Raw genomic sequence first — 19515 nt, forward strand, 5'->3', positions numbered from 1 at the left:
CCTAAGTAACCGTTCTATCGGTTACTATAGTAGCATGGCTACCGACCTTCGAACCAGCACGGCACTGCGGAAGCTTCGTTTCGACGGTGGTTCCCTCGTTCTCAATCTCACCGCAACCGTCGGGCGGCGGGGCGCTGGCGAAGAGCATCGCGTCGAGCGCCTCGACGGCGAGGGGGCCCTGGAACAGTGGCTCGTCGGTGTAGGTATCGAGGTCGATGCGAGCGTGGATCGGGGAGCGCTGCTGACGGAGTTGCGTGAGCTTCGCGAGGATGCCTGGGAAGTGCTGTCTGGGGTCGTACACGAGCGACCCGTGTCATCGTTCGCCGTGCAGCGGATAGAGCGGTGGGCCAGCGCCGATGTTCCCCCGCCCCGCTTGGCGAACACATTGCATGGACCGCAAGCTCGGATGGTGGCACTCAGCCAAAGCGCGATGTGCGCCCGCGCGGCTCGGGACCTGCTGGACATCCTCGCAAGCCCTGACGTGCGTCATCGACTCCGGGAGTGCGCGAGCGAGGAATGCCGCATGATCTACGTGCTCCCGTCCGGTTCGAGAGAGCGTCGCTGGTGCTCAATGAGCCAGTGCGGTAACCGAGCGAAAGCCGCCGCGCACCGCGCACGTTCGCGCCAACCGAGAGAGCACACCGCCGACGTTGACGTGACGGACGATCGCTCGATCAAGGAATTGGGAAGATGACTTCACCCGGCTTGCATGTTGCGAATCCGGACGGCTTCTGGCTTGACGACCTCGCAGTCGGAATGCGGTTCCATTCGCCAGTTGTGCTCCTGCGCGAGGAAGACATCATTGCCTTCGCCGAACAGTTTGACCCGCAGACATTCCATCTCTCTGTCACGGCGGCCCGAGACAGCTTCTTCGCAGGACTCGCTGCGAGCGGATGGCATACTGCTGCGTTGTCGATGAAACTGCTCGCGCAGGCTTTGCCCTTGGCTACAGGAATCATCGGCAAAGGCGTGGAGATCGAGTGGCCAAGCCCGACACGACCGAATGACGAACTCGGGGTTGTTGCCCGAATCGACACGATCACGCCGTCGAAGAGCCGGCCCGGTCGCGGATCGATCACCGTGGGCTACCAAACTCTGAACCAGAACGGCGACATCCGGCAGCGCGCGCGAATCACGCTCATAGGCTGGAGACGCGACGTTGGAGCTCAGGCCGCAGCACCGGGTGCTGAGAGCGGCGAAAAGGCGATCAAACGCGGAGAAAGTCGCTGAGTCGTACCTGGTCTGGCATTGCGACTACAGGCTGATGCCGGCAATGCCGGCAAGTACGATCACGGCGCCGATCAGACGCCGGGCGAGGTGTCCTTCGCCGAAGAGACGCCAGGCGAGGAGCGCGCCGATCACGATGGATGCCTCCCGCAGTGGCGCGACGAGTGCCACGGGTGAGGTTTGCATTGCGGTCAGCACAAGGATGTACGCGAGCGGGGACAGCACGGCGACCGCGGCGATAGGCGCGCGATTGACGCGGAGGGTGTTCGCGAACGCTGTGCGGCGTCTGATGATGGCTGGGGCCAGGAATGCGACCTGGACGACGAGCGTGCCGGCGTAGTAGCTGACGGGTGCGAGCCCGATGGAGCCGATCGCGAACGCGTCCCACAGCGTGTAGGCGGCGATCGTGGCTCCGGTGGTAGTACCCCATGCGATGCCGCGGAGGGGGCGGTTGCCCGTTCTCTGGAAGGGGTTGCCCGTGACGACGAGGATGCCTGCGAGGATGACGAGCGCTCCGATGATCGCCAGTGCCGTGGGGCGTTCTCCGAGCAGGAAGATAGCGATCACGATGGTGAGCAGCGGTCCGACGCCGCGAGCGATCGGGTAGACGACTCCGAGGTCGGCTCGGTCGTAGCCCGCCTGCAGGGTGAGCGAGTACGTCAGGTGCAGGGCGGCGGACACGGCCGCAGCGGCGACCAGGGTCCAGGTGATCGGTTGCGAACCGGTGGCGGCGGCACCGATCGCGAGAGGGAGACACAGGATCGCGGAAGCGGTCGTGTAGGCGCCCACGAACAGCAGCGTGTCGCCCTTCTTGTACTTCGATACGAGGTTCCAGCCAGCGTGGGCGACTGCGGCGATGAGGACGATCGCAACGGTGACTGGTGGCATCAGGTGATGTCGGGCAGGTCGATCCCGGCCCGCTCGGCGCGCGAGACACGGTCGGGATCGCGCAGTGCCAGTGCTGCCGCGAGAGCGTCGACGACGACAAGCTGCGCCAGACGGCTCCCGGCAGCAGCCATCTGCGTCGTCAGCGGCGCGCCGCCCACGACGAGTGCGACGGCGGAGACATCGGTGAGTGGTGTGCCGTACTGGTTGGTGATGGCGATGACGGTCGCGTCGGCGGTCGCGGCGGCGTCGGCGATCGCGACGGTCATGTCGGTGCGACCGGTCGAGCTGACGGCGACGACGACGTCGCCGGGGTCGAGCAGGCGTGCCGCGATCATCGCGGACTCGTGATCGACGACGCCCGATGTCCGCACGCCCAGCGACCGCAGCCGGAACACGACATCGGCCGCGACCGTCGCCGATGGGCCCGCACCATAGGCGAGGAGCTGCCCCGCGCCACAAATCGCGGAGACCGCTTGGTCGAGAGCGTCCGGGTCGATCGCGCCGCTGAGGGCGGTGAGCGCGTCGATCCCTGTGCGCGCTGTCGTGTCGATGATCGTGCGTGTCGAATCGGTGCTCGTGAGCGTGTGTGGCGGGGCGAAGAACTCCGCTGTTCCGCGAGCGCGGGCGATCTCCAGCTTCAGTTCGGCGAAGCCTGAGAAACCGATTGCGCGGGCGGCACGGACCACGCTCGGCGCCGAGACCCCTGCTCGCTCGGCGACTTGCGCCGTCGTGCTCCTTCCCACGAACAACGGGTCCTCCAGCACGAGGTCGACAACCTTTGCCTCGCTTGCCACCAGCCCCGCACTCCGCGCCTGAACCGTTCCGAGCCAGCGGCGCAGCGGATCCTCGGCGGCAGAAACGGAGTTACTTGATGATCTTGCCATAGGTAATAGCGTAACATTGGGGCATGGTGACAGAGCAGCAACCGAGTTCTTTCAGGGAGCGCAAGCGCGTTGGAGTCGTGGGCCCGGGAGCCATAGGGACGACGGTGTCCGCACTGCTCCATGAGGCAGGCAACACACCGACGCTCTACGGTCGCACGCCGCGAACAGAGCTCACCCTGATCGACGGCGACCGCCGGATCGTCGTTCCCGGCCCCGTGCGCACCGATCCTGCTGCGCAGCCTGAGAAGGCGGATGTGCTCTTCTTGGCGGTCAAGGCCACCCAGACCGCGGCGGCAGCCCCCTGGCTGCGTGCTTTGTGCGCCCCCGGGACCGTGGTCTGCGTGTTGCAGAACGGCGTCGAGCAGATCGCTGCCGTTCGACCCCATGTTCCTGAGGGAGTAGAGGTCGTCCCCGCGGTCGTCTGGTTCCCGGCGCAGTCGCAGGAAGACGGCACCATCCTCCTGCGGGGCGAGCCCTGGCTGACGCTTCCCGCATCACCGGAGGCGGAGCGCATCGCGGATGTCCTGCGCGACACGCGCTGCCAGGTCGAACTCGCGGGCGACTTCACCGCTCTCGCCTGGCGCAAGCTTCTCCAGAATGCCGCTGCCGGGCTGATGGCGCTCACCGGTCGGCGTGCCGGCGTGTTCACCCGCCCTGACTTCGCGGATCTCACTCTCGACTATCTGAAAGAGTGCCTGGCCGTTTCGCATGCGGAAGGAGTAACCCTGAGCGATGACGTGCCCGCTGCCATCCTGGCCCGCTTCCAGGCCTTCCCGGCTGATATGAGCACGTCGATCCTCACCGACCGAGAAGCCGGCCGGCCGCTCGAATGGGGTATCCGCAACGGCGTCATCTCGCGTCTCGCGCGCAGACACGACATCCACACGCCGATCAGCGACGCCATCACTGCGCTCCTCGCCGCCACAAGCGACGGCCCCGGATGACCCGGGACGCTGCTGCTCCGGCTCAGCGTCCGGAGAGATTACTGAGCGACTGGGACCGAGCGGCGAGGAGCTCCTCGTAGGTGTCGTCGTGCTCAGCCCAGCGGAGGGGCTTGGCGCGCTCGACGACGATCTCCTTCGGAGTCGGGTTCTGGGTGAGCAGCCCGATGATCTCGTCGAGGAAGTCGCCCATAGGCAGAGCATTCGGGTTGAGCTTCTCCTGGCCGGCGTTAGCGACGGCCGGCGGGATCAGCTCGGTCACAGCGATACCAGTTCCAGCGAGGTGCGCGCGTAGCGATTCGGTGTACGAGTGCACGGCCGCCTTCGAGGCGCCGTACGTCGCCATGAGCGGGAACGGCAGGAAGCCGATGCCCGAGGAAACGGTGATGATGTCACCGGCGCCACGGCCGAGCAGGTGCGGGGTGAACGCATCGATCACGCGGATCGTGCCGAGCAGGTTCACCGAGATCGTGGTCTCGGCCTGGGCGATGTGGTCCGGGTCGCGCAGGTCCTCAGTGAGCATGACCCCCGACATCGTCACGACGACGTCGAGCTCGGGGTGCTTCGCCAGCACCTCATCGCGCGCCTGAGCGACCGACGCCGCATCGGTGACGTCGATGCGCACCGTCTCGACGCCGTCGACCTGCTCGATGTTGCGCCCGCCGACAACGACCGTGCTGCCCGCGTCAACGAATCGCTGGGCGAGGGCACGTCCGATTCCCGTGGTACCTCCGACGATCAGGACGGTACGTCCGCTGATATCCATGTGCTTCCTCACTTGTCCGTCTCCGACTATGGGCCGGATGGTCTCCCCGGCTCGATCGCCGGCATGCATCCATGCTCGGCCGATGGTCGAAGCCGAGGAAGGACCCCGCTGATCCGCGTCCTGACAGGGCACCTTTCGATCGGTGGGGAATGGCTACCGTTGATCGCATGGACGGCAACAACGACAACCGGCTCGGGGAGTACCTGAGCGCACGCCGTGCGCTGGTCACTCCCGAGCAGGCGGGCATCCCTGCTGGATCGGGGCGCAGAGTCCCCGGTCTTCGGCGTGAGGAGGTTGCGCTCCTCGCCGGTATTAGCGCTGACTACTACTTCAGGCTCGAACGTGGCCGCGACAAGAACCCCTCGCGCCAGGTACTGGAATCGCTCGCCCGGGTGCTGCGCCTCGACGAGATCGAAGCCGACCACCTGATGAGCCTCGGCGGCCCGCGCCCCCGTGTCCGCCGCGCGAAAGCCTCCGGGCGCGCTGAGCGGGTGCCTGCCCGGCTGCGCGACATGCTCGCAGCGCTGAACATGCCCGCGTTCATCGAGAACCGCTACTTCGACGTCCTCGCTGCCAATCCGTTCGCGATCGCCTTCAACCCCCGCCTGGAGCCAGGGAACAACCGACTGCGCTCGTTGATGCTGGACCCCGCCGAGCGCGACTTCCACGAGGACTGGGAGACGGCCGTCGACGATTTCATCGCTGCTTTCCGTCGTTCTCTCGGCGACGAGACCGATGACCCGCGCGCCATCGAACTCGTCGGCGAGCTCTCGCTCGCCAGCGCACGTTTCCGCACACTGTGGGCTCGGCATGATATCCGGCAGCTCGCGGGTGGCACCGCGGTTGTCAATCATCCGAGTCTCGGCGCGCTGCGCCTCCACCGCGAGAAGATGCCGATCGACGACCTTGTCCTTGTCGTCTACTACCCGGCTGAGCACAGCGCAGACGCCGAGAAACTTGACCTGCTCGCATCCCTCACCGCTGAGTAGGAGCGCGGGCCTTGGGAACCGACAGTGCTCAGTTCAGGCAGATCTCTCTCCTGTAATGGCTGGTATCTCGCGGGTCGCACGCGGTCGGATCCCGCCTGTATCGCGCCGTCCAATCGCTCAGTTCGCCGACGTCCCCGAATGGCAGTGCACGCTCGGCTGCCCCTCACAGCGAAGCAGGGTTTGAAGAGCTATCGACGCCTGTCGCGGTGCTACGCCGTTGCCAAGCGCAGCAAGCTGCTGTGCACTGGTCAGGCCGAGGTGCGGAGCGGTGACCCATCCATCGGGTAGCCCCATAAGCCATTCCACGAAATCGGGTGCAGGACGCCAGACGCCAGCTTGGTTCAGAATCGCCGGGGATGGCGCTGGCCGTCCGATGATGCGTTCCCATCGGGAAATGGCGGGGGCGTAACGTCCCCAGCGTCGAAGAACTCCTCGATCAGCGCGAACGTTGTGTCCGATATCGGGTGCCGACCACGCCGGGTCATCAGGTCGATCACCTGATGGCTGAGAGCGATCGTCCCGCGGCGCGCTTTCACCTGATCTAGCGTCTCCCCACCCCTGGCCGAGTCCGAGGCCAGAGGGGTTCGGAACAGCGCGTCGCGCGAGGACGAAGATGCGAAACCGTGGATGCGGCGCGCCGACGAGGGAAGCGGGTATGCCGAGCCACCGCGCGTCATACCGGAGGTCGGCCAGGTCTCCGAGTACGGCACCAAGCGCCCGTAGAGGTCGGGCTGGCTGGTCTCCCAGACCCCACGGGTCGGGTTCGAGGTCGCGAAGGGCTGCGGTGGCATCGGTGCCGGTTGCGTCGTTGGGGTTGCGTGCATCGGGGGATGCTCCTTGCTGGGTGGGGCGGATCGCTTTGGTAGAGAGCAGGCCGCGGACATTCTCGATCACGACGAACTGTGGTTGCAGGATCTCGATCGCTGTCGCCATCTGCGCCCACAAGCCGGAGCGAGTGCCAGGTGCGAGGCCAGCACGCTTGCCTACCGTGCTCACGTCCTGACAAGGAAAACCTCCGCAGAGAATGTCCACCGATGGCACGTCATGCCAGTTGATCGATGTGATGTCGCCGAGGTTGGGGGCGTCTGTCCAGTGGTGGGCGAAGACGCGGGCGACGGGTTCATTGATCTCGGAAAACCAGACCGTCTCAGCACCAAAGACGTGTTCGACCGCGAGATCGAGACCCCCGTACCCGGAGAACAGCGAACCGACACGCATCAGCCGGTCCGGGTTGGTCGCCTGCTCCTCGTGCAGCGTGGCTCCGCCTGGTCGATGACCTTGGCCGGGCTCCACGTCGGAGTTCTGTCGCCGTTCAGGTCACCTGCCAGGTGCGCTCACGTCGCCGCCTCCGCTGGCGCGGATCACCTCCCGAGAGCCACGATTCGGACTCCTGCTTCCGACCCTCGTTTTGAGCTGCCACACGTCTTTCAGAAGAGGCGCGCCGCCCCGCGAGCGCCGCGATCGCTGGCGGTCATCGGACGCTCACCTCTTGTCCAGAAGGAGGTGCCGGGTGACGGTCTCGATGCGTGTCATGTCCGCCGGCGACGGTTACAAATACCTCCTGCGATCCGTCGCTGCCGGTGATGGCGATCGTTCCCTCTCGACGCCGTTGACGCGGTATTACGCTGAGGCCGGGAACCCGCCCGGTCACTGGCTCGGCGCCGGACTCTCGACGCTTGGGAACGGGGAGCTCACCGACGGTGCCCAGGTGAGTGAGGCGCAGCTTCAGCTTCTGATCGGGATGGGCCACGACCCCATCACGAAGGCTCCGTTGGGGCGGGCGTATCAGCAGTTCGCGTCGGTCACCGAGCGCATCGAAGCCCGAACCAACGCCTTGCCTACTGATCTGGGGCCGTCCACACGGGCGGAGCAGATCGTCCAGATCGAAGCCGAAGAGGCCGAGCGTGGCACGCGGCGTGCGGTGGCGGGGTTTGATTACACGTTCAGCGTGCCGAAGTCCGTCTCAACGCTCTGGGCTGTCGCCGATGCGGGCACGCAGGCGCTGATCGCAGACGCTCATCACGCGGCGGTTGCGGAGTTGGTTGCGTTTATGGAGCGTGAGGTTGCATCGACCAGGGTGGGCGCAACCGGACCCGACGGAGCGGTTGCACACGTCGATGTCGCAGGCGTCGCCGCCGCAGCGTTTGATCACTACGACTCGCGGGCTGGTGATCCGCAGTTGCATACCCATGTCGTGGTGAGCAACAAGGTCTTCACTGTGCAGGACGGGAAGTGGCGGACGCTGGCAGGGCGGCCGATGCATCAGGCGGTGGTGGCGATCTCGGAGATGTACAACGCGGTCCTCGCCGACCAGCTCACCCGCGTCCTCGGCCTGACCTGGGAAGCCCGAGACCGCGGACGCGACCGGAGCCCCGGGTGGGAGATCACAGGAGTTCCGCAAGAGCTGATGGACGAGTTCTCCACCCGAACCCGACACATTGAGGCGGAGAAGGAACGCCTCATCGCCGAGTACGTCGCCCAGCACGGCAAGCAACCCACCGCCAGGACCGTCCTGAAGCTCCGAGCCCAAGCAACTCTTGCCACTCGCCCCGAGAAAGAGATCCACTCTCTGGCCGAGCTCACCGCCGATTGGCGTGACCGCGCGGGGCGGGTCCTCGGACAGGATGCAACCGCCTGGGCTCGTGCTCTCACCGCGAATCCGCCCGTGCTGGTGCTGCGTGCCGACGATGTACCGCTCGATCTGATCGGCGAGATCGGGCAGGCGGTGATGGAGACGGTCGGTGAGAAGCGTTCGACGTGGCAGCGGTGGAATCTGCACGCGGAGGCGTCTCGGCAGTTGATGGGGTGGCGGTTCGCCTCGATGCAGGATCGGGAGGCGATCACCGGCATGGTCGCCGACGCCGCTGAACAAGCTTCTCTGCGGTTGTCGCCGCTGGATCTGGCGTCGAGTCCGGTGCTGTTTCGGCGGGCGGATGGGTCGAGCAGGTTTAGGCCAGCGCACGCCAACGTTTACTCATCAAAAACTATCCTCGAAGCAGAAGACCGCCTCTTGGAACGCTCCCGCGCCACCACTGCACTGAACCGCACTGGGTCTGATGGAGACTCGTGCTATTTGATTCCTACCAGCTGTTTGCGGTCGGTTTGGCCAGCATAGAACGCCTGCTCGAACTCGGCGGGCGGGATGTCGCCGAGGTAGCCGTGGAGGCGCTGCGTGTTGTGCCAGTGCACCCAGCCCAGGGTTGCGAGTTCGAGGTCCTCCGCGGTCTTCCAGGGGCCTGGTCGGGCGGGTCCGCGGACGAGTTCGGCCTTGTAGTAGCCGTTCACGGTCTCGGCGAGGGCGTTATCGTAGCTGTCGCCGACGGTCCCGATCGAGGGGGTGGCGCCGATCTCGGCGAGCCGTTCGCCGTAGCGGATCGATGTGAATTGGCTGCCCGCGTCGCTGTGACAGCGCAGGTCGTCGTGGTGGGTGCCGCGACCCCAGCGGGCCATCTCGATCGCGTCGAGGATCATCTCGGTGCGCATGTGTGAAGCGCATCGCCAGCCGACGATCATCCGGGAGAACGCGTCGATGATGAAGCACACGTAGGCCACCCCGGCCCACGTCGCCACGAACGTCAGATCGGTCACCCAGAGCCGGTTCGGTGCCGGCGCGGTGAACTCCCGCTGCACCAGGTCCGGGTGCCTGGGGGCGGCTGGATCGGCCTTGGTGGTCGTGACTCGCCTAGAACGCGTGGCGCCCTCGATACCGGCGGCACGCATCAACCGGCCGGTCTGGTCACGGCCGATGTCGATCCCGGCACGACGGGCGGCTTTCCACAGCTTGCGGACACCGTAGACGCGATAGTTGTCCTCCCACAGCCTCACCAGCTCCGGGACCAGGACAGCGTCGCTTATCGACCGCGCCGACGGGACACGATCCCTGGCGGCGTAGTAGGTGCTCGGAGCCACCTGCAACACGCTGCAGATGGGCTCGACTCCGAGCGGGCGACCCTCAACCATGTCGTCCTTGTTCGCGTCGATGAATGCGACTACTTCCGGTGTTGGCGGTCGAGCTCCGCCCCGAAGAAACTCGCTGCGCGCTTGAGTATTTCGTTAGCTCGGCGAAGCTCGCGGACCTCCTGCTCGAGCTCCCGCACGCGCCGGGCCTCGACGGTCGTCACGCCGGCGACGTGACCCTCATCGATGTCGGCCTGCTTGACCCACGACCGCACCGACTCGACGCCGTATCCGAGTTGCGCCGCGACGCGCTGCACCGTCCCATGCTCGGTCCCCAGCTCGGCCCGCAACGTTCGCACCATCCGGACCGCGGCGGCCTTCTCCTCCGGCGAGTACCGACGCGTCGTCGGCTTCCCTGCTGTCTGCTCTTTCGGCATAACCCCATCCTCGTTTCCAAGGTCAGGAGTCTCCAACAAACTCAGTGCGGTTCAGCACCGACTGTGGCGTTGGAGACGGTGGAGAAGATCACCAACCGGCCTGATCGGCAGGGGAGGATGCTCAGCGATGACCAGGCCGCGGCGCTCACCGCTGTCGCCGTCTCCGGCCGCCAGATTGACGTTCTCGTCGGCGCTGCTGGGGCGGGGAAGACCACCGCCATGTCCGCGCTACGGCAAGCATGGGAGGCCGAACACGGCAGGGGTTCTGTCGTCGGCCTCGCACCCTCCGCTGTCGCTGCTGCGGTGCTGGCCGAAGACCTCGGGATCACAACGGAGAACACGGCGAAGTGGTGGAGCAACCACACCCTCCACGGCACCACCTTCACCGCCGGGCAGCTCGTCATCGTGGACGAAGCCTCACTCGCCGGAACGATCTCCCTCGATCGCATCACGCACGCCGCGGATCAGGCGGGGGCGAAGGTGCTGCTGGTCGGCGATTACGCGCAGCTCCAATCCGTTGATGCCGGTGGCGCGTTCAGCCTCCTGGTCTCTGATCGTGACGATGCGCCCGAGTTGGTCGATATTCACCGGTTCACGAACGAGTGGGAGAAGACCGCCTCGCTGTCCTTGCGTCACGGCCGCACCGAGATCATCGACACCTACCTCACCCACCAGCGCATCCACGACGGAGACACCGACACCTCGACCGATGCCGCCTATGCCGCGTGGCGTGCCGACACCCAGGCAGGCCGTGCGTCGATCCTGATCGCAGAGACGAACGAGAATGTCACTGCCCTGAACAACCGGGCTCGCGCCGACCTCATCATCGACGGCACCATCACCCCGATAAAGGAGATCGAGCTGCACGACGGCAGCACTGCCTCAGCCGGAGACACGATCATCACCCGCCGCAATGACCGGCGCCTGCGGAACCGGCACACTTGGGTTCGCAACGGCGACCGGTGGCAGATCACCAACGTCCGTGACGACGGCTCCATCACCATCCGACCCCACGGTAAGCGGTTCGGCGGAGCGATCATCCTGCCCGCCGCCTACGTCTCAGAATTCGTTGATCTTGGTTACGCTGTCACCGCTCATAGGGCGCAAGGCGTCACCACCGACACCGCCCACACCGTGGTGACGGTGACGACGACGCGGGAGAACTTCTACGTCGCCATGACCCGCGGACGCCACGCCAACCACGCCTACGTCGTCACCGACCAGCCCGACCACGACCATCACCACCCGCACCCCAGCGACAACACCGACGCCACCGCGAGGTCCGTGCTCTACGGAGTCCTGCAACACGTCGGAGCCGAACCCTCCGCCCACGAAGCCATCACCGCCGAGCAGGAGCGGTGGGGGTCGATCGCGCAGCTCGCAGCCGAGTACGAAACCATCGCCCAAGCAGCACAACACGACCGCTGGGCGAGGCTCATGCGCACATCCGGCCTCAGCGACGAGCAGGTCGACGACATCGTGAACTCCGACGCTTACGGTGCGCTCTCCGCTGAACTTCGCCGCGCCGAAGCCAACCACCACGACGTTGACGCTCTGCTTCCGCGCCTCGTCAACGCCAGGCCGCTCGGCGACGCCGATGACCTCGCATCCGTCCTCCACCACCGGATCGAACGAGCCAGCGCGCGGCCTGCTGGGTCTGGCCGAGTCCGTAAGGCTCCACGGTTGATCGCCGGCCTCATCCCCGAAGCAAACGGTCAGATGGCTCCGGAGATGCGGCAGGCCCTCGACGAGCGACGCGATCTCATCGAGACCAGAGCAGATGCGATTCTCGACGCTGCCTTCCACGGCAGACAGCCGTGGGTGCGAGCGCTCGGGCCGATCCCGAAAGATCCACGCGCTGAGAGAGTGTGGAGGCAGCAGGCCAGAGTGGTTGCCGCCTACCGCGACCGATACGCCATCACCACTGCGACACCACTCGGCACAGTCTCTGCTGAGTCGGTGGCGCAGAGGATCGACCAGGCGCGTGCACAAGCTGCACTCGCGCAGGCACAATGCATCACAAAGCCGAAGCCGGAACGTGGGCGTCGGACGACCGAGCGCGAGAGCACAGGCCGCACGCTCTGATCGGCGGGGCCTTCCGGCTGTCCGGGGTCCGTCGTAGAGTGGAAGGCGAGGCGGCCTCTAAATATGCGCTGTCGCTCGTCGCGACAGTATGGCTCCACCTTCGCGGGTGAGTCCTTCAAGGTTCTTGTCGCCGAGACCACGACAGGACTCCGCCATGCTCCGACTCCTCTGGACCCTCAGCGTCCATACCCGCACCTACTTGCGCCGCTACATGCCAACCAGCCGGCTCCTCGACGCGATCCGCACCCGGCGCGGCCTCAAGTGGGGCATCCCTGCGATGCTCCTCGCCATCCCATACCTCCTCGCCGCAGCCGTGTGCCGCGAACTCATCGAAGACGGTGGCCCCGGATGGCTCCACCTCCTGGTCATCCTGTTCATCTGGAACGCGATGAAGCTGACCATCATTGGGCCGGTCAGCCTGATCCTCCTGATCCGTGCCCGCATCCAAGAGGCTGCCGCCCGACGGAGCGGGTCTCAGATCGATCGTGTGGAGACGCATGAATCCGTCGAGTTCCACTCGTGACCGTGCGCTCGCAGCCGTCAGCCCCCTGCTCGGAACCGAGGATTGTCTTCTTTGGGAGCGGTCAATACCTTCGCGTCGCGTGAAGGTATTGACGCTGGCGGGCCGGGATCTACCCGCGATCACCAAACGTTTCGCGCAAGAGATCAGCGGTGCCCGGCCCATCGATGGAGAGACTGTCAAGGACATCCCCGTAGTTGGTCTCGCCGCCCCACACCGCTGTGATAGCGGCGACGATCCTGCCGAGGGCGTCCGGGTGGTCCTGAAACAGACCGGTGAGGAAGCCGTCGGGATGCTGCGCTTCCACATCCCACGAGCTCAACCGGTCGGCGGGGAAGTCGCGGAGGTTGTGGGTGACGATCACTTGAGCGCCAGCGTGGATTGCAGCGGCCAGGACATGCCGGTCGTCGGCATCGGGAAGATCGAGCTGGTCGATCAGGTGCTCGTAGCCGGTGACCGTTACGTCACGGATCGCCTCATTCATCAGGCGGCGAGTGCGATCCAGTCGCGTGGGGTCGAGGTCAGAGCGGTTCACGCGCAGGTTTCGGAACACCTCATCGAGAATCTGCTCCGTCCACTTCGGCCGCACCAGGCCTGCGAGCCCTGCCCGGATCAGTACATCCCGCAGGGTGGAGGGGTAGAGCACGTTGGCGTCGTAGACGACGACCTGCATCAGGCGAATCCGAGCTCGCGGGTCTCCGCGGTCAGCGCGTCAGCAGCAGACTGGCGGCGCTCGTCGTCTTCACGCAGGTAGCGGATCAGCGACGCCGCCTTGACACGACGGTGCGTACCTACCGTGCGGTACTCGATCTGTCCGTCGTCGAGCAGCCCAATCAGGAACGGTCGCGATACACGCAGCGCATCGGCAGCTTGCTGGGTCGTCAGCTCTGCCTGCGAGGGAAGAACAGTCACGCCCTCGCCGTGCGCAAAGCTGTCGAGTACCTGCGCCAGTGCGGCCAGCGCAGACCGGGGCACCTCCACATCGCCGACCTGCCCAGCCAGATGCAATCGCACCGGACCCTCAGCGCCGAGCACTGCGTCGAGCCCGCGCAGAGCAGATACCGCCAGCTCAGTGTCGGCCGGCTCAGGAACCAGCGTCGCGATGTCGCTCATCAGCCCATCCTCCTAATCGAAACAATCGAAGCAGTCGCAATAAGTGTACCCGAGGCGGCCTGGAAGAGGTGGCGTTCGGCCCGCCCACAGGGAAGACGAGCGGCTCGTCGCCCCAGGATGGTGTGGGGAGAAGGCAAAGGTGAACAGTTTTGGGCACTCGGCACGACACGCGGTTTGCTTTGATGCGTAATTTACTACCTCCGGGTGTACTCTCGTCATATGAGTGAACGAGATGACCTGGTAGGCGCGCTGGATCGTGCTGGTGTGCTGGCGGGCATCCGCTGGGCCTTCCTGTCGGCTGCGGACCGTGTGCTGGAAGACTATTCGGAGGCCGCGGGCCACGACGCGACGTGGGTCGGCGTGACTCGGTTCACTCTCTTCCGCGATCGCCTCGATCGCGTGTTTTCATGCCGCCGCTACGCCGTCGCGGAAGGAACGGACGGGCAGACGAGCCTCGACCTTCTCCACGCGGAACTGACCGAGCGCGACATCACGACCCTTCCCGCACTTGATCCTGAGCTCGTTGGGCGCGCTGATCTCAGCGGAAGTCCTGGTTGGTCGCACGAGGGAACTCGTTGGCTCCTCGCCTCGTCTGCGTTCGGCAAACTTGATGAGGTGCCGTGGCCGCAAAAGAGCACCACGAAGCAGCGCGTCGCGCAGCAGCCGACGGACGAACCTGACCCGCCGACGTTGTTCGACCACTTCACAAGCGACGAACAGGCTGGCCTGGCAACCCTGATGGCTGGCTCGAAGCTCGACCTGCACACCCTGGTCGTAGGGCACTCCCTGGATGCCGAGCGCGGCGGTCGCGAACTTGTTATCGGCCAGCCTCGCCTGAACTCCGGGGGTGGCTCCGCCTGGTACTGGAAGCACGACCTTCTGCAGACACCTCCGGCGGATGGTGGACGCCTGCGTCCGAGCGCGCCCATGCCTGTCAGTCCCGACACGACGCCTGACGCCCCGGTCAAGCTCCGCCGTCCGGCGGCTGAGCAGCCAAACCACGGACAGGTTGGTCAGTGAACAGAACCGACCGGACAGCGACCGCAGCAGCCTTCTTCGACGGTGCGCGCCTGACCATGGCGCGTCACCTGGCAGGGCTTCGCAAGAGCGATCTTGCGGCACTGATCAAGAAAAGCCCAACCGCAGTATCGGCATGGGAGACAGGCGCAAAAACGCCGACTCCCTCCACCGTCGCCCAGCTCGCTCTTGGACTCTCAGTCGATCCAGGGTTCTTCGCCGCACGCCCGAATGATGTCGCCAAGGCCAGCGCCCTCCCACACTTCCGGTCGCTGCGATCAACGAGCCAGCTCGCACGCGACCAAGCCTTCGCCTACGGACAGATCGCCCTCGACATCGCCGAATCCCTAGAGCGTCACGTCGAGCTACCAGACGTCGACCTGCCATCCATGCCTGTCGAACTGGATGACCTTGAAGGCGACGGTCCCGAGCGGGCCGCGCAGGAGCTACGCGATGCATGGGCGCTCGGTACAGGACCAGCCGGGCACCTGGTGCGCGCCTTGGAGAACCACGGAGTCCTCGTTGTCTTCAGCCCGAACCAGACTGCCTCAGTAGACGCCTACTCCTTCGACAGCCACCTGCGTCCGGTAGTGATCCTCAACCCCGTGAAGCGCGACTACTACCGACAGCGTTTCGACGTCGCCCACGAGCTGGGCCACCTCATTATGCACAGCGACGCAGAACCCGGCGGACGAATCGTTGAGGAACAGGCTCACAGGTTCGCCTCAGAGCTGCTGATGCCAGAAGCCGAGATAGCCGACCTGTTACCAACGGCAATGAACCGGAGCGCTTGGGTCACCCTCGCCAAACTCAAAGAACAGTGGGGAGTGAGCATCCAGGCGCTCCTCTACCGGGCACGGCGCCTCGGACGACTCGGCGACGTCTCCTATCGCAATGCGATGGTCACCCTGTCCACGCGAGGCTGGCGACGCAACGAACCCGGCCTCATCACGGCTATCGAACAGCCATCCCTGCTGCCACGAGCGATCGAGCTACTTGAAAACGAAGGCATCGAAGAACTCAGCCTCATCGAGCAATGCCGTGTACCGGCAGAACTCTTCCGCCTCGTCACAGCACGCACCCCTCATGCCCCAGAACCGGATCAGGCTGATGCTGACCACTCGCTACCCGAGAGCAAGAAAGTTGTATCTCTGCTGCCGCGACTGAGCGCGCGCGCCGAGAACGAGAACGAGAACGATGCACAAGACTCCCAACTCACACAAGGAGAGACCCATGACTGAACCGAACAAGCGCGTCGTCCAGCGCCGAGACGACGGGAACTGGGAAGTACGCAAACCCGGCTCCGACCGAGCGAGCGCCGTCACCCCCACACAGGCTGAGGGCATCAATCGAGCTCGTGACATCCTCCGCAACGACGGCGGGGGCGAACTGCAGGTGCGCTCACTCAAGGGCACTATCCGCGAGCAGGACACGATCCCTCGTGGGAACGACCCACGCTCGTCCAAGGGCTGAGGGACTAAACAGGATGACGACGAACGATCCCCAGCGCTCAGTTGCGTTCTACAAGGGGAAGACCAACACGGTTGACTCGGAGTCATCCGAGACCATCGCAACTGTACGTCGCGATATTGCGGACGCGCTCAACTCAAAGAATCTTGCTTTCCTGCTTGGGTCAGGGTGTTCGTCGTTCCAGCAGGACGGCCGAGAGCTTGGCATTCCCACAATGGGACCAATGGCAAAGAAGTTCATGAACGCCACCACAGGCAAGCATCGAATCACAGCAACGGATCGGCAGCGGCTGAAATCGAGCCTGGGACTGAATCTCGATGACAAGGACTACGGGAACAATCTTGAGCGCCTCTTGGAAGTCTTGTTCGCGCAAGAAATTGCCCTTCGGGCGAGCACGCGGCCGGCGATGCAAAAGGTGCATGCCGTCGTTCAGCGAGTCATTCGCTCAGTGACTGCGTATGTTCGTTCCGCCTGCACGGACGGTGAGTTTTCTCGCGGTGATGAAACCGTCCTCAGAACCTACATGCAGTTTTATCGTCGCCTGGCACAGAGAGACCGGGCACTCCCGCGCCCTTGGGTCTTCACAACGAACTACGACCTCTTCAACGAGACCGCAATGGATCGGCTCGGCATCCCGTACATCAACGGCTTCCTGGGATCAATCGAGCGTCGTTTCAACCCGTCGGTGTTCAGATACGCCCTTTCCGAGCAACTCGACATCAGCAATCGGAAGTGGAGTTCCGTCGACAGCCTGATGTACTTTGCCAAGCTCCACGGTTCGGTGAGCTGGGAGTCTCGTGGCGACGGATTATTTCCGGTCGTCGAGACGGCACCCTCTCTGATATCGAGTGAGCAACTACTCATCTATCCCAGTCCAGCGAAACAGAACGCCAGCTTTGCCGCACCGTACTCGGATCTGTTCCGTGAGTTCCAAACCCGAGTCGTCCGAGACCAAAGCGTCCTCGTCACCGTGGGATACAGCTTCGGAGATGAACATGTGAACAACATCATCTTCCAAGCTCTTACGATCCCCACCTTCCGACTTGTCGCATTCGTCGACCCTTTCGCCAATGAGACGGTGACGAAGCTCAGAGAGCTCGATGACCCGCGAATCTGGATAGTCGGCACGGAAGACAAGCAAGCTACCTGGAAGGCGCACTACTTCTCTACGCTCGTCGAGGACATATTGGCGACAGGTGGTTCCGACAACGCTGAAGAAGCAATCAACTCCGTTCTGACGAACCTTCTTGGGCGCGGGCACAAGACTCCTGACAGCGGTGCACGCCGTTGAGCGCCATCGAGCGCCGACGCTCCCTCGGCAAAGTCATCGCAGTCAACGCCGAGAGGTTTACCGTAGAGCTCAACGCGGGCTCCGACAGCTTCACGCTTGTCGGGTTCGACGCCCAACACTATGTCGCACGAATCGGGTCATTCGTCCTGATCCCGTTGCAGACCGAGCACGTCGTAGGCGAAGTAGTCGGTCTCCGCGAACGCGAGCTGTCAGCTAGCGAGCAACTCCAGTCAGAGCTTCAAGACACACACGCACTTCGAGCATTGAAGTTCCTAGATGTCGTCCCCATCGGCACTCTCTCCTTTCGCACCGAGGAGCGGTTCCGATTCGGCGTCTCAGTCTTTCCTGCGCTGTACACCGAGGTCCTGTATGCCGAATCGCAGGACCTCGATCGAATCTTCGACTCGACTAACGCGATCGAGGCCGACGAATCATCTGAGATTGAACCAGTACCCACCCGTTTGCGCGCATTCAGTATCGGTACATCGGTCGTCTTTGATGACTACGACGTTAAAGTATCCGTCGACGAGTTCTTCGGTGGCCACGCAGCGATCCTCGGTAACACAGGAAGCGGAAAGTCCTGCACCGTCGCATCAGTGGTTCAATCCATCTTCACCAAACATGATGCCCACGCTGCCGTCGGCGCGACGTTCGTATTCTTCGACACAAACGGCGAGTACAGGCAAGCTTTTGCCGACTTGCCGAAGCCAATCAGAAGGCTCTATGCGCTTGTTCCAGGGCGCGAGGCCCAGGCGCCGCCAAGCGCTGACAAGAGGGAGGATGTAGTCGGGTTCCGACTGCCTCATTGGTTCTTGTCCCCGGAAGAGTGGGAACTGCTACTCCGGGCTAGCGACCGAGCGCAGCGGCCGATCTTGAGAAATGCGTTAGGGCTGACGAGCTTGTTCGCGACGAATGACGCAACTCTCGCGCCGCTTAAGAACCATGTTCTTGCGTCCGCGATACTCGCCATCCTGGCCAGTTCTGAAAGCGCGACGGCGAGTGTCGGCCGAATTCAGGGACTATTGCTCTCTTTCAGCACGCCGGAACTCAATCGGCAGACTGTGCACCCGCACCTTGCTATCAACTTTGGCGCCTTCGTGGCTCCCAATGGACTTCCCAACTTATTGCGGCCGCACATTCAAGACGACGTTGTGCTCCCGGACTATAAGTACGCTCCATTCGAGTTTGGCCTGCTGGAGCAAGCTCTCGATCTCGCCATTCTCTACGAGGAGGCGCACGGCAACCGACACGTCCGCGACTACAGCTCATCAATGCTGACAAGATACAAATCGATTCGCGATCGTGCGGAGTTCGCGTTCTTGCGGCCGGATACGACCACGCTGGCTCCCCACGAGACTGACTCGAAGGTCTTCGTGGACAAATGGCTCGGCCTCATCGAAGAGCAACCGAGTGGCGGACTTCGGAAGCGCTCACAAATCACCATCTTTGACATGAACGAGGTTGAGGACGAGGTGGTCGAGGTAGTCTCAGCCGTCGTGACTCGAATGATCTTCGAGCGGCTCCGACGCTCACACGCTCGAAACACCTTCCCGGTGAATCTCGTTCTTGAGGAGGCGCATCGCTACGTCGCCGAGCGCCCTTCTGACTTTGCGATTGACGCGACCAAGATATTCGAACGAGTCGCAAAAGAGGGAAGGAAATACGGCCTCTTCATCCTTCTCGCCTCGCAACGACCCAGCGAACTATCGCGAACCGTACTGTCACAATGCTCGAACTTTGTTGTACACAGAATCCAGAACCCAGAAGACTTGCAGCACGTTCGACGTATGACGCCGTTCATCTCCGAATCGGTGCTGAGCCGACTTCCGTCTCTTCCGAAACAGCATGCCCTCATTTTCGGCAACTCCGTTAGCATCCCCACGACCTTCCGAGTGCGAGACGCATCACCCAAGCCGAAGAGCGATGATTCGCCGATCCGTCAGGTGTGGTTCACGAAGCGCGATCACATCATCGAGATTTGATCGGCAGT

General features: G+C 64.0%; 19 protein-coding genes and 1 other annotated feature. Of the genes, 12 read left to right on the forward strand and 7 right to left on the reverse strand.

The window, feature by feature from the left end:
* Positions 1-34: 34 nt before the first annotated feature.
* Entirely contained in the window at positions 35-694 is a 660-nt protein-coding gene (locus tag ACX1D3_RS11345) for a CGNR zinc finger domain-containing protein (RefSeq protein ID WP_084603852.1), read from the forward strand.
* Positions 691-1230, forward strand: coding sequence for a MaoC/PaaZ C-terminal domain-containing protein (locus ACX1D3_RS11350; RefSeq protein WP_048809056.1), 540 nt, complete (start codon positions 691-693; stop codon positions 1228-1230). Before ACX1D3_RS11345 ends, ACX1D3_RS11350 begins: the two co-directional genes overlap by 4 nt.
* Before the next feature lie 24 nt (positions 1231-1254).
* Here ACX1D3_RS11350 and ACX1D3_RS11355 read toward each other — a convergent pair whose 3' ends face one another.
* A complete protein-coding gene (locus ACX1D3_RS11355; RefSeq protein ID WP_045247693.1) occupies positions 1255-2115 on the reverse strand; it encodes an EamA family transporter in 861 nt (286 codons plus the stop codon).
* Positions 2115-2999, reverse strand: coding sequence for a MurR/RpiR family transcriptional regulator (locus tag ACX1D3_RS11360; RefSeq protein ID WP_045247694.1), 885 nt, complete (start codon positions 2997-2999; stop codon positions 2115-2117). Before ACX1D3_RS11360 ends, ACX1D3_RS11355 begins: the two co-directional genes overlap by 1 nt.
* Positions 3000-3022: 23 nt before the next feature.
* On the opposite strand from ACX1D3_RS11360, the gene ACX1D3_RS11365 reads away from it, so the two are divergent.
* A complete protein-coding gene (locus ACX1D3_RS11365) occupies positions 3023-3943 on the forward strand; it encodes an oxidoreductase (RefSeq protein WP_045247695.1) in 921 nt (306 codons plus the stop codon).
* A 22-nt stretch (positions 3944-3965) separates the two neighbouring features.
* Here ACX1D3_RS11365 and ACX1D3_RS11370 read toward each other — a convergent pair whose 3' ends face one another.
* Positions 3966-4706 carry an SDR family oxidoreductase gene (locus tag ACX1D3_RS11370; RefSeq protein ID WP_045247696.1) on the reverse strand — a complete coding sequence of 247 codons (741 nt, stop codon included), beginning with the start codon at positions 4704-4706 and terminating at the stop codon, positions 3966-3968.
* 167 nt (positions 4707-4873) lie between these two features.
* On the opposite strand from ACX1D3_RS11370, the gene ACX1D3_RS11375 reads away from it, so the two are divergent.
* Positions 4874-5695: a helix-turn-helix transcriptional regulator gene (locus tag ACX1D3_RS11375; RefSeq protein ID WP_045247697.1), complete on the forward strand. Its 822-nt coding sequence runs from the start codon at positions 4874-4876 to the stop codon at positions 5693-5695.
* A gap of 117 nt (positions 5696-5812) precedes the next feature.
* Here the strand turns inward: ACX1D3_RS11375 and dcm are convergent, their stop codons facing one another.
* The gene (dcm, locus tag ACX1D3_RS11380) at positions 5813-6988 is read right to left on the reverse strand and encodes a DNA cytosine methyltransferase (RefSeq protein WP_245610973.1); all 1176 of its coding nucleotides are present in this window, start codon (positions 6986-6988) and stop codon (positions 5813-5815) included.
* A 217-nt stretch (positions 6989-7205) separates the two neighbouring features.
* On the opposite strand from dcm, the gene mobF reads away from it, so the two are divergent.
* Positions 7206-8810, forward strand: a complete 1605-nt coding sequence (mobF, locus tag ACX1D3_RS11385) for a MobF family relaxase (RefSeq protein ID WP_458993967.1) — start codon at positions 7206-7208, stop codon at positions 8808-8810.
* On the opposite strand, the gene ACX1D3_RS11390 is transcribed toward mobF, so the two are convergent.
* Positions 8765-10029, reverse strand: a protein-coding gene (locus ACX1D3_RS11390) for an IS3 family transposase (protein ID WP_458993478.1) whose coding sequence is annotated in 2 segments (ribosomal slippage) — positions 8765-9726 and positions 9726-10029 — 1266 coding nt in all. Because the reading frame shifts where the segments join, the coding sequence is not laid out codon by codon here. The two genes, mobF and ACX1D3_RS11390, sit on opposite strands and share 46 nt — an antisense overlap.
* Positions 9596-9730 (reverse strand) — a sequence feature (AL1L pseudoknot). (Overlaps the previous gene by 135 nt.)
* A gap of 117 nt (positions 10030-10146) precedes the next feature.
* Between ACX1D3_RS11390 and ACX1D3_RS11395 the strand changes: the two genes are divergently transcribed.
* A complete protein-coding gene (locus ACX1D3_RS11395) occupies positions 10147-12114 on the forward strand; it encodes an AAA family ATPase (protein WP_458996535.1) in 1968 nt (655 codons plus the stop codon).
* A 154-nt stretch (positions 12115-12268) separates the two neighbouring features.
* Positions 12269-12637 (forward strand): hypothetical protein, encoded by a 369-nt coding sequence (locus ACX1D3_RS11400; RefSeq protein WP_045247699.1) that lies wholly within the window; start codon positions 12269-12271, stop codon positions 12635-12637.
* 109 nt (positions 12638-12746) lie between these two features.
* On the opposite strand, the gene ACX1D3_RS11405 is transcribed toward ACX1D3_RS11400, so the two are convergent.
* Positions 12747-13307 (reverse strand): PIN domain-containing protein, encoded by a 561-nt coding sequence (locus ACX1D3_RS11405; RefSeq protein ID WP_458993968.1) that lies wholly within the window; start codon positions 13305-13307, stop codon positions 12747-12749.
* On the reverse strand, positions 13307-13747 hold the full coding sequence (locus ACX1D3_RS11410; RefSeq protein ID WP_045247701.1) for a helix-turn-helix domain-containing protein: 441 nt from the start codon (positions 13745-13747) through the stop codon (positions 13307-13309). The genes ACX1D3_RS11405 and ACX1D3_RS11410 overlap by 1 nt, the downstream gene beginning before the upstream one ends.
* 219 nt (positions 13748-13966) lie before the next feature.
* On the opposite strand from ACX1D3_RS11410, the gene ACX1D3_RS11415 reads away from it, so the two are divergent.
* From ACX1D3_RS11415 to ACX1D3_RS11435, 5 genes are read left to right on the forward strand one after another with little or no spacing between them, the layout of a single operon-like run.
* The gene (locus ACX1D3_RS11415; protein ID WP_045247702.1) at positions 13967-14767 is read left to right on the forward strand and encodes a hypothetical protein; all 801 of its coding nucleotides are present in this window, start codon (positions 13967-13969) and stop codon (positions 14765-14767) included.
* Positions 14764-16005 (forward strand): helix-turn-helix domain-containing protein, encoded by a 1242-nt coding sequence (locus ACX1D3_RS11420; RefSeq protein ID WP_048809061.1) that lies wholly within the window; start codon positions 14764-14766, stop codon positions 16003-16005. Before ACX1D3_RS11415 ends, ACX1D3_RS11420 begins: the two co-directional genes overlap by 4 nt.
* Positions 15998-16237: a DUF2188 domain-containing protein gene (locus tag ACX1D3_RS11425; protein ID WP_045247703.1), complete on the forward strand. Its 240-nt coding sequence runs from the start codon at positions 15998-16000 to the stop codon at positions 16235-16237. Before ACX1D3_RS11420 ends, ACX1D3_RS11425 begins: the two co-directional genes overlap by 8 nt.
* 13 nt (positions 16238-16250) lie before the next feature.
* Complete coding sequence (locus ACX1D3_RS11430) at positions 16251-17525, forward strand: SIR2 family protein (RefSeq protein WP_045247704.1); 1275 nt, start codon at positions 16251-16253, stop codon at positions 17523-17525.
* Positions 17522-19507, forward strand: coding sequence for an ATP-binding protein (locus ACX1D3_RS11435; RefSeq protein ID WP_045247705.1), 1986 nt, complete (start codon positions 17522-17524; stop codon positions 19505-19507). The genes ACX1D3_RS11430 and ACX1D3_RS11435 overlap by 4 nt, the downstream gene beginning before the upstream one ends.
* Positions 19508-19515 lie beyond the last annotated feature (8 nt).

The organism is Tessaracoccus yangjingae, assembly GCF_054483935.1.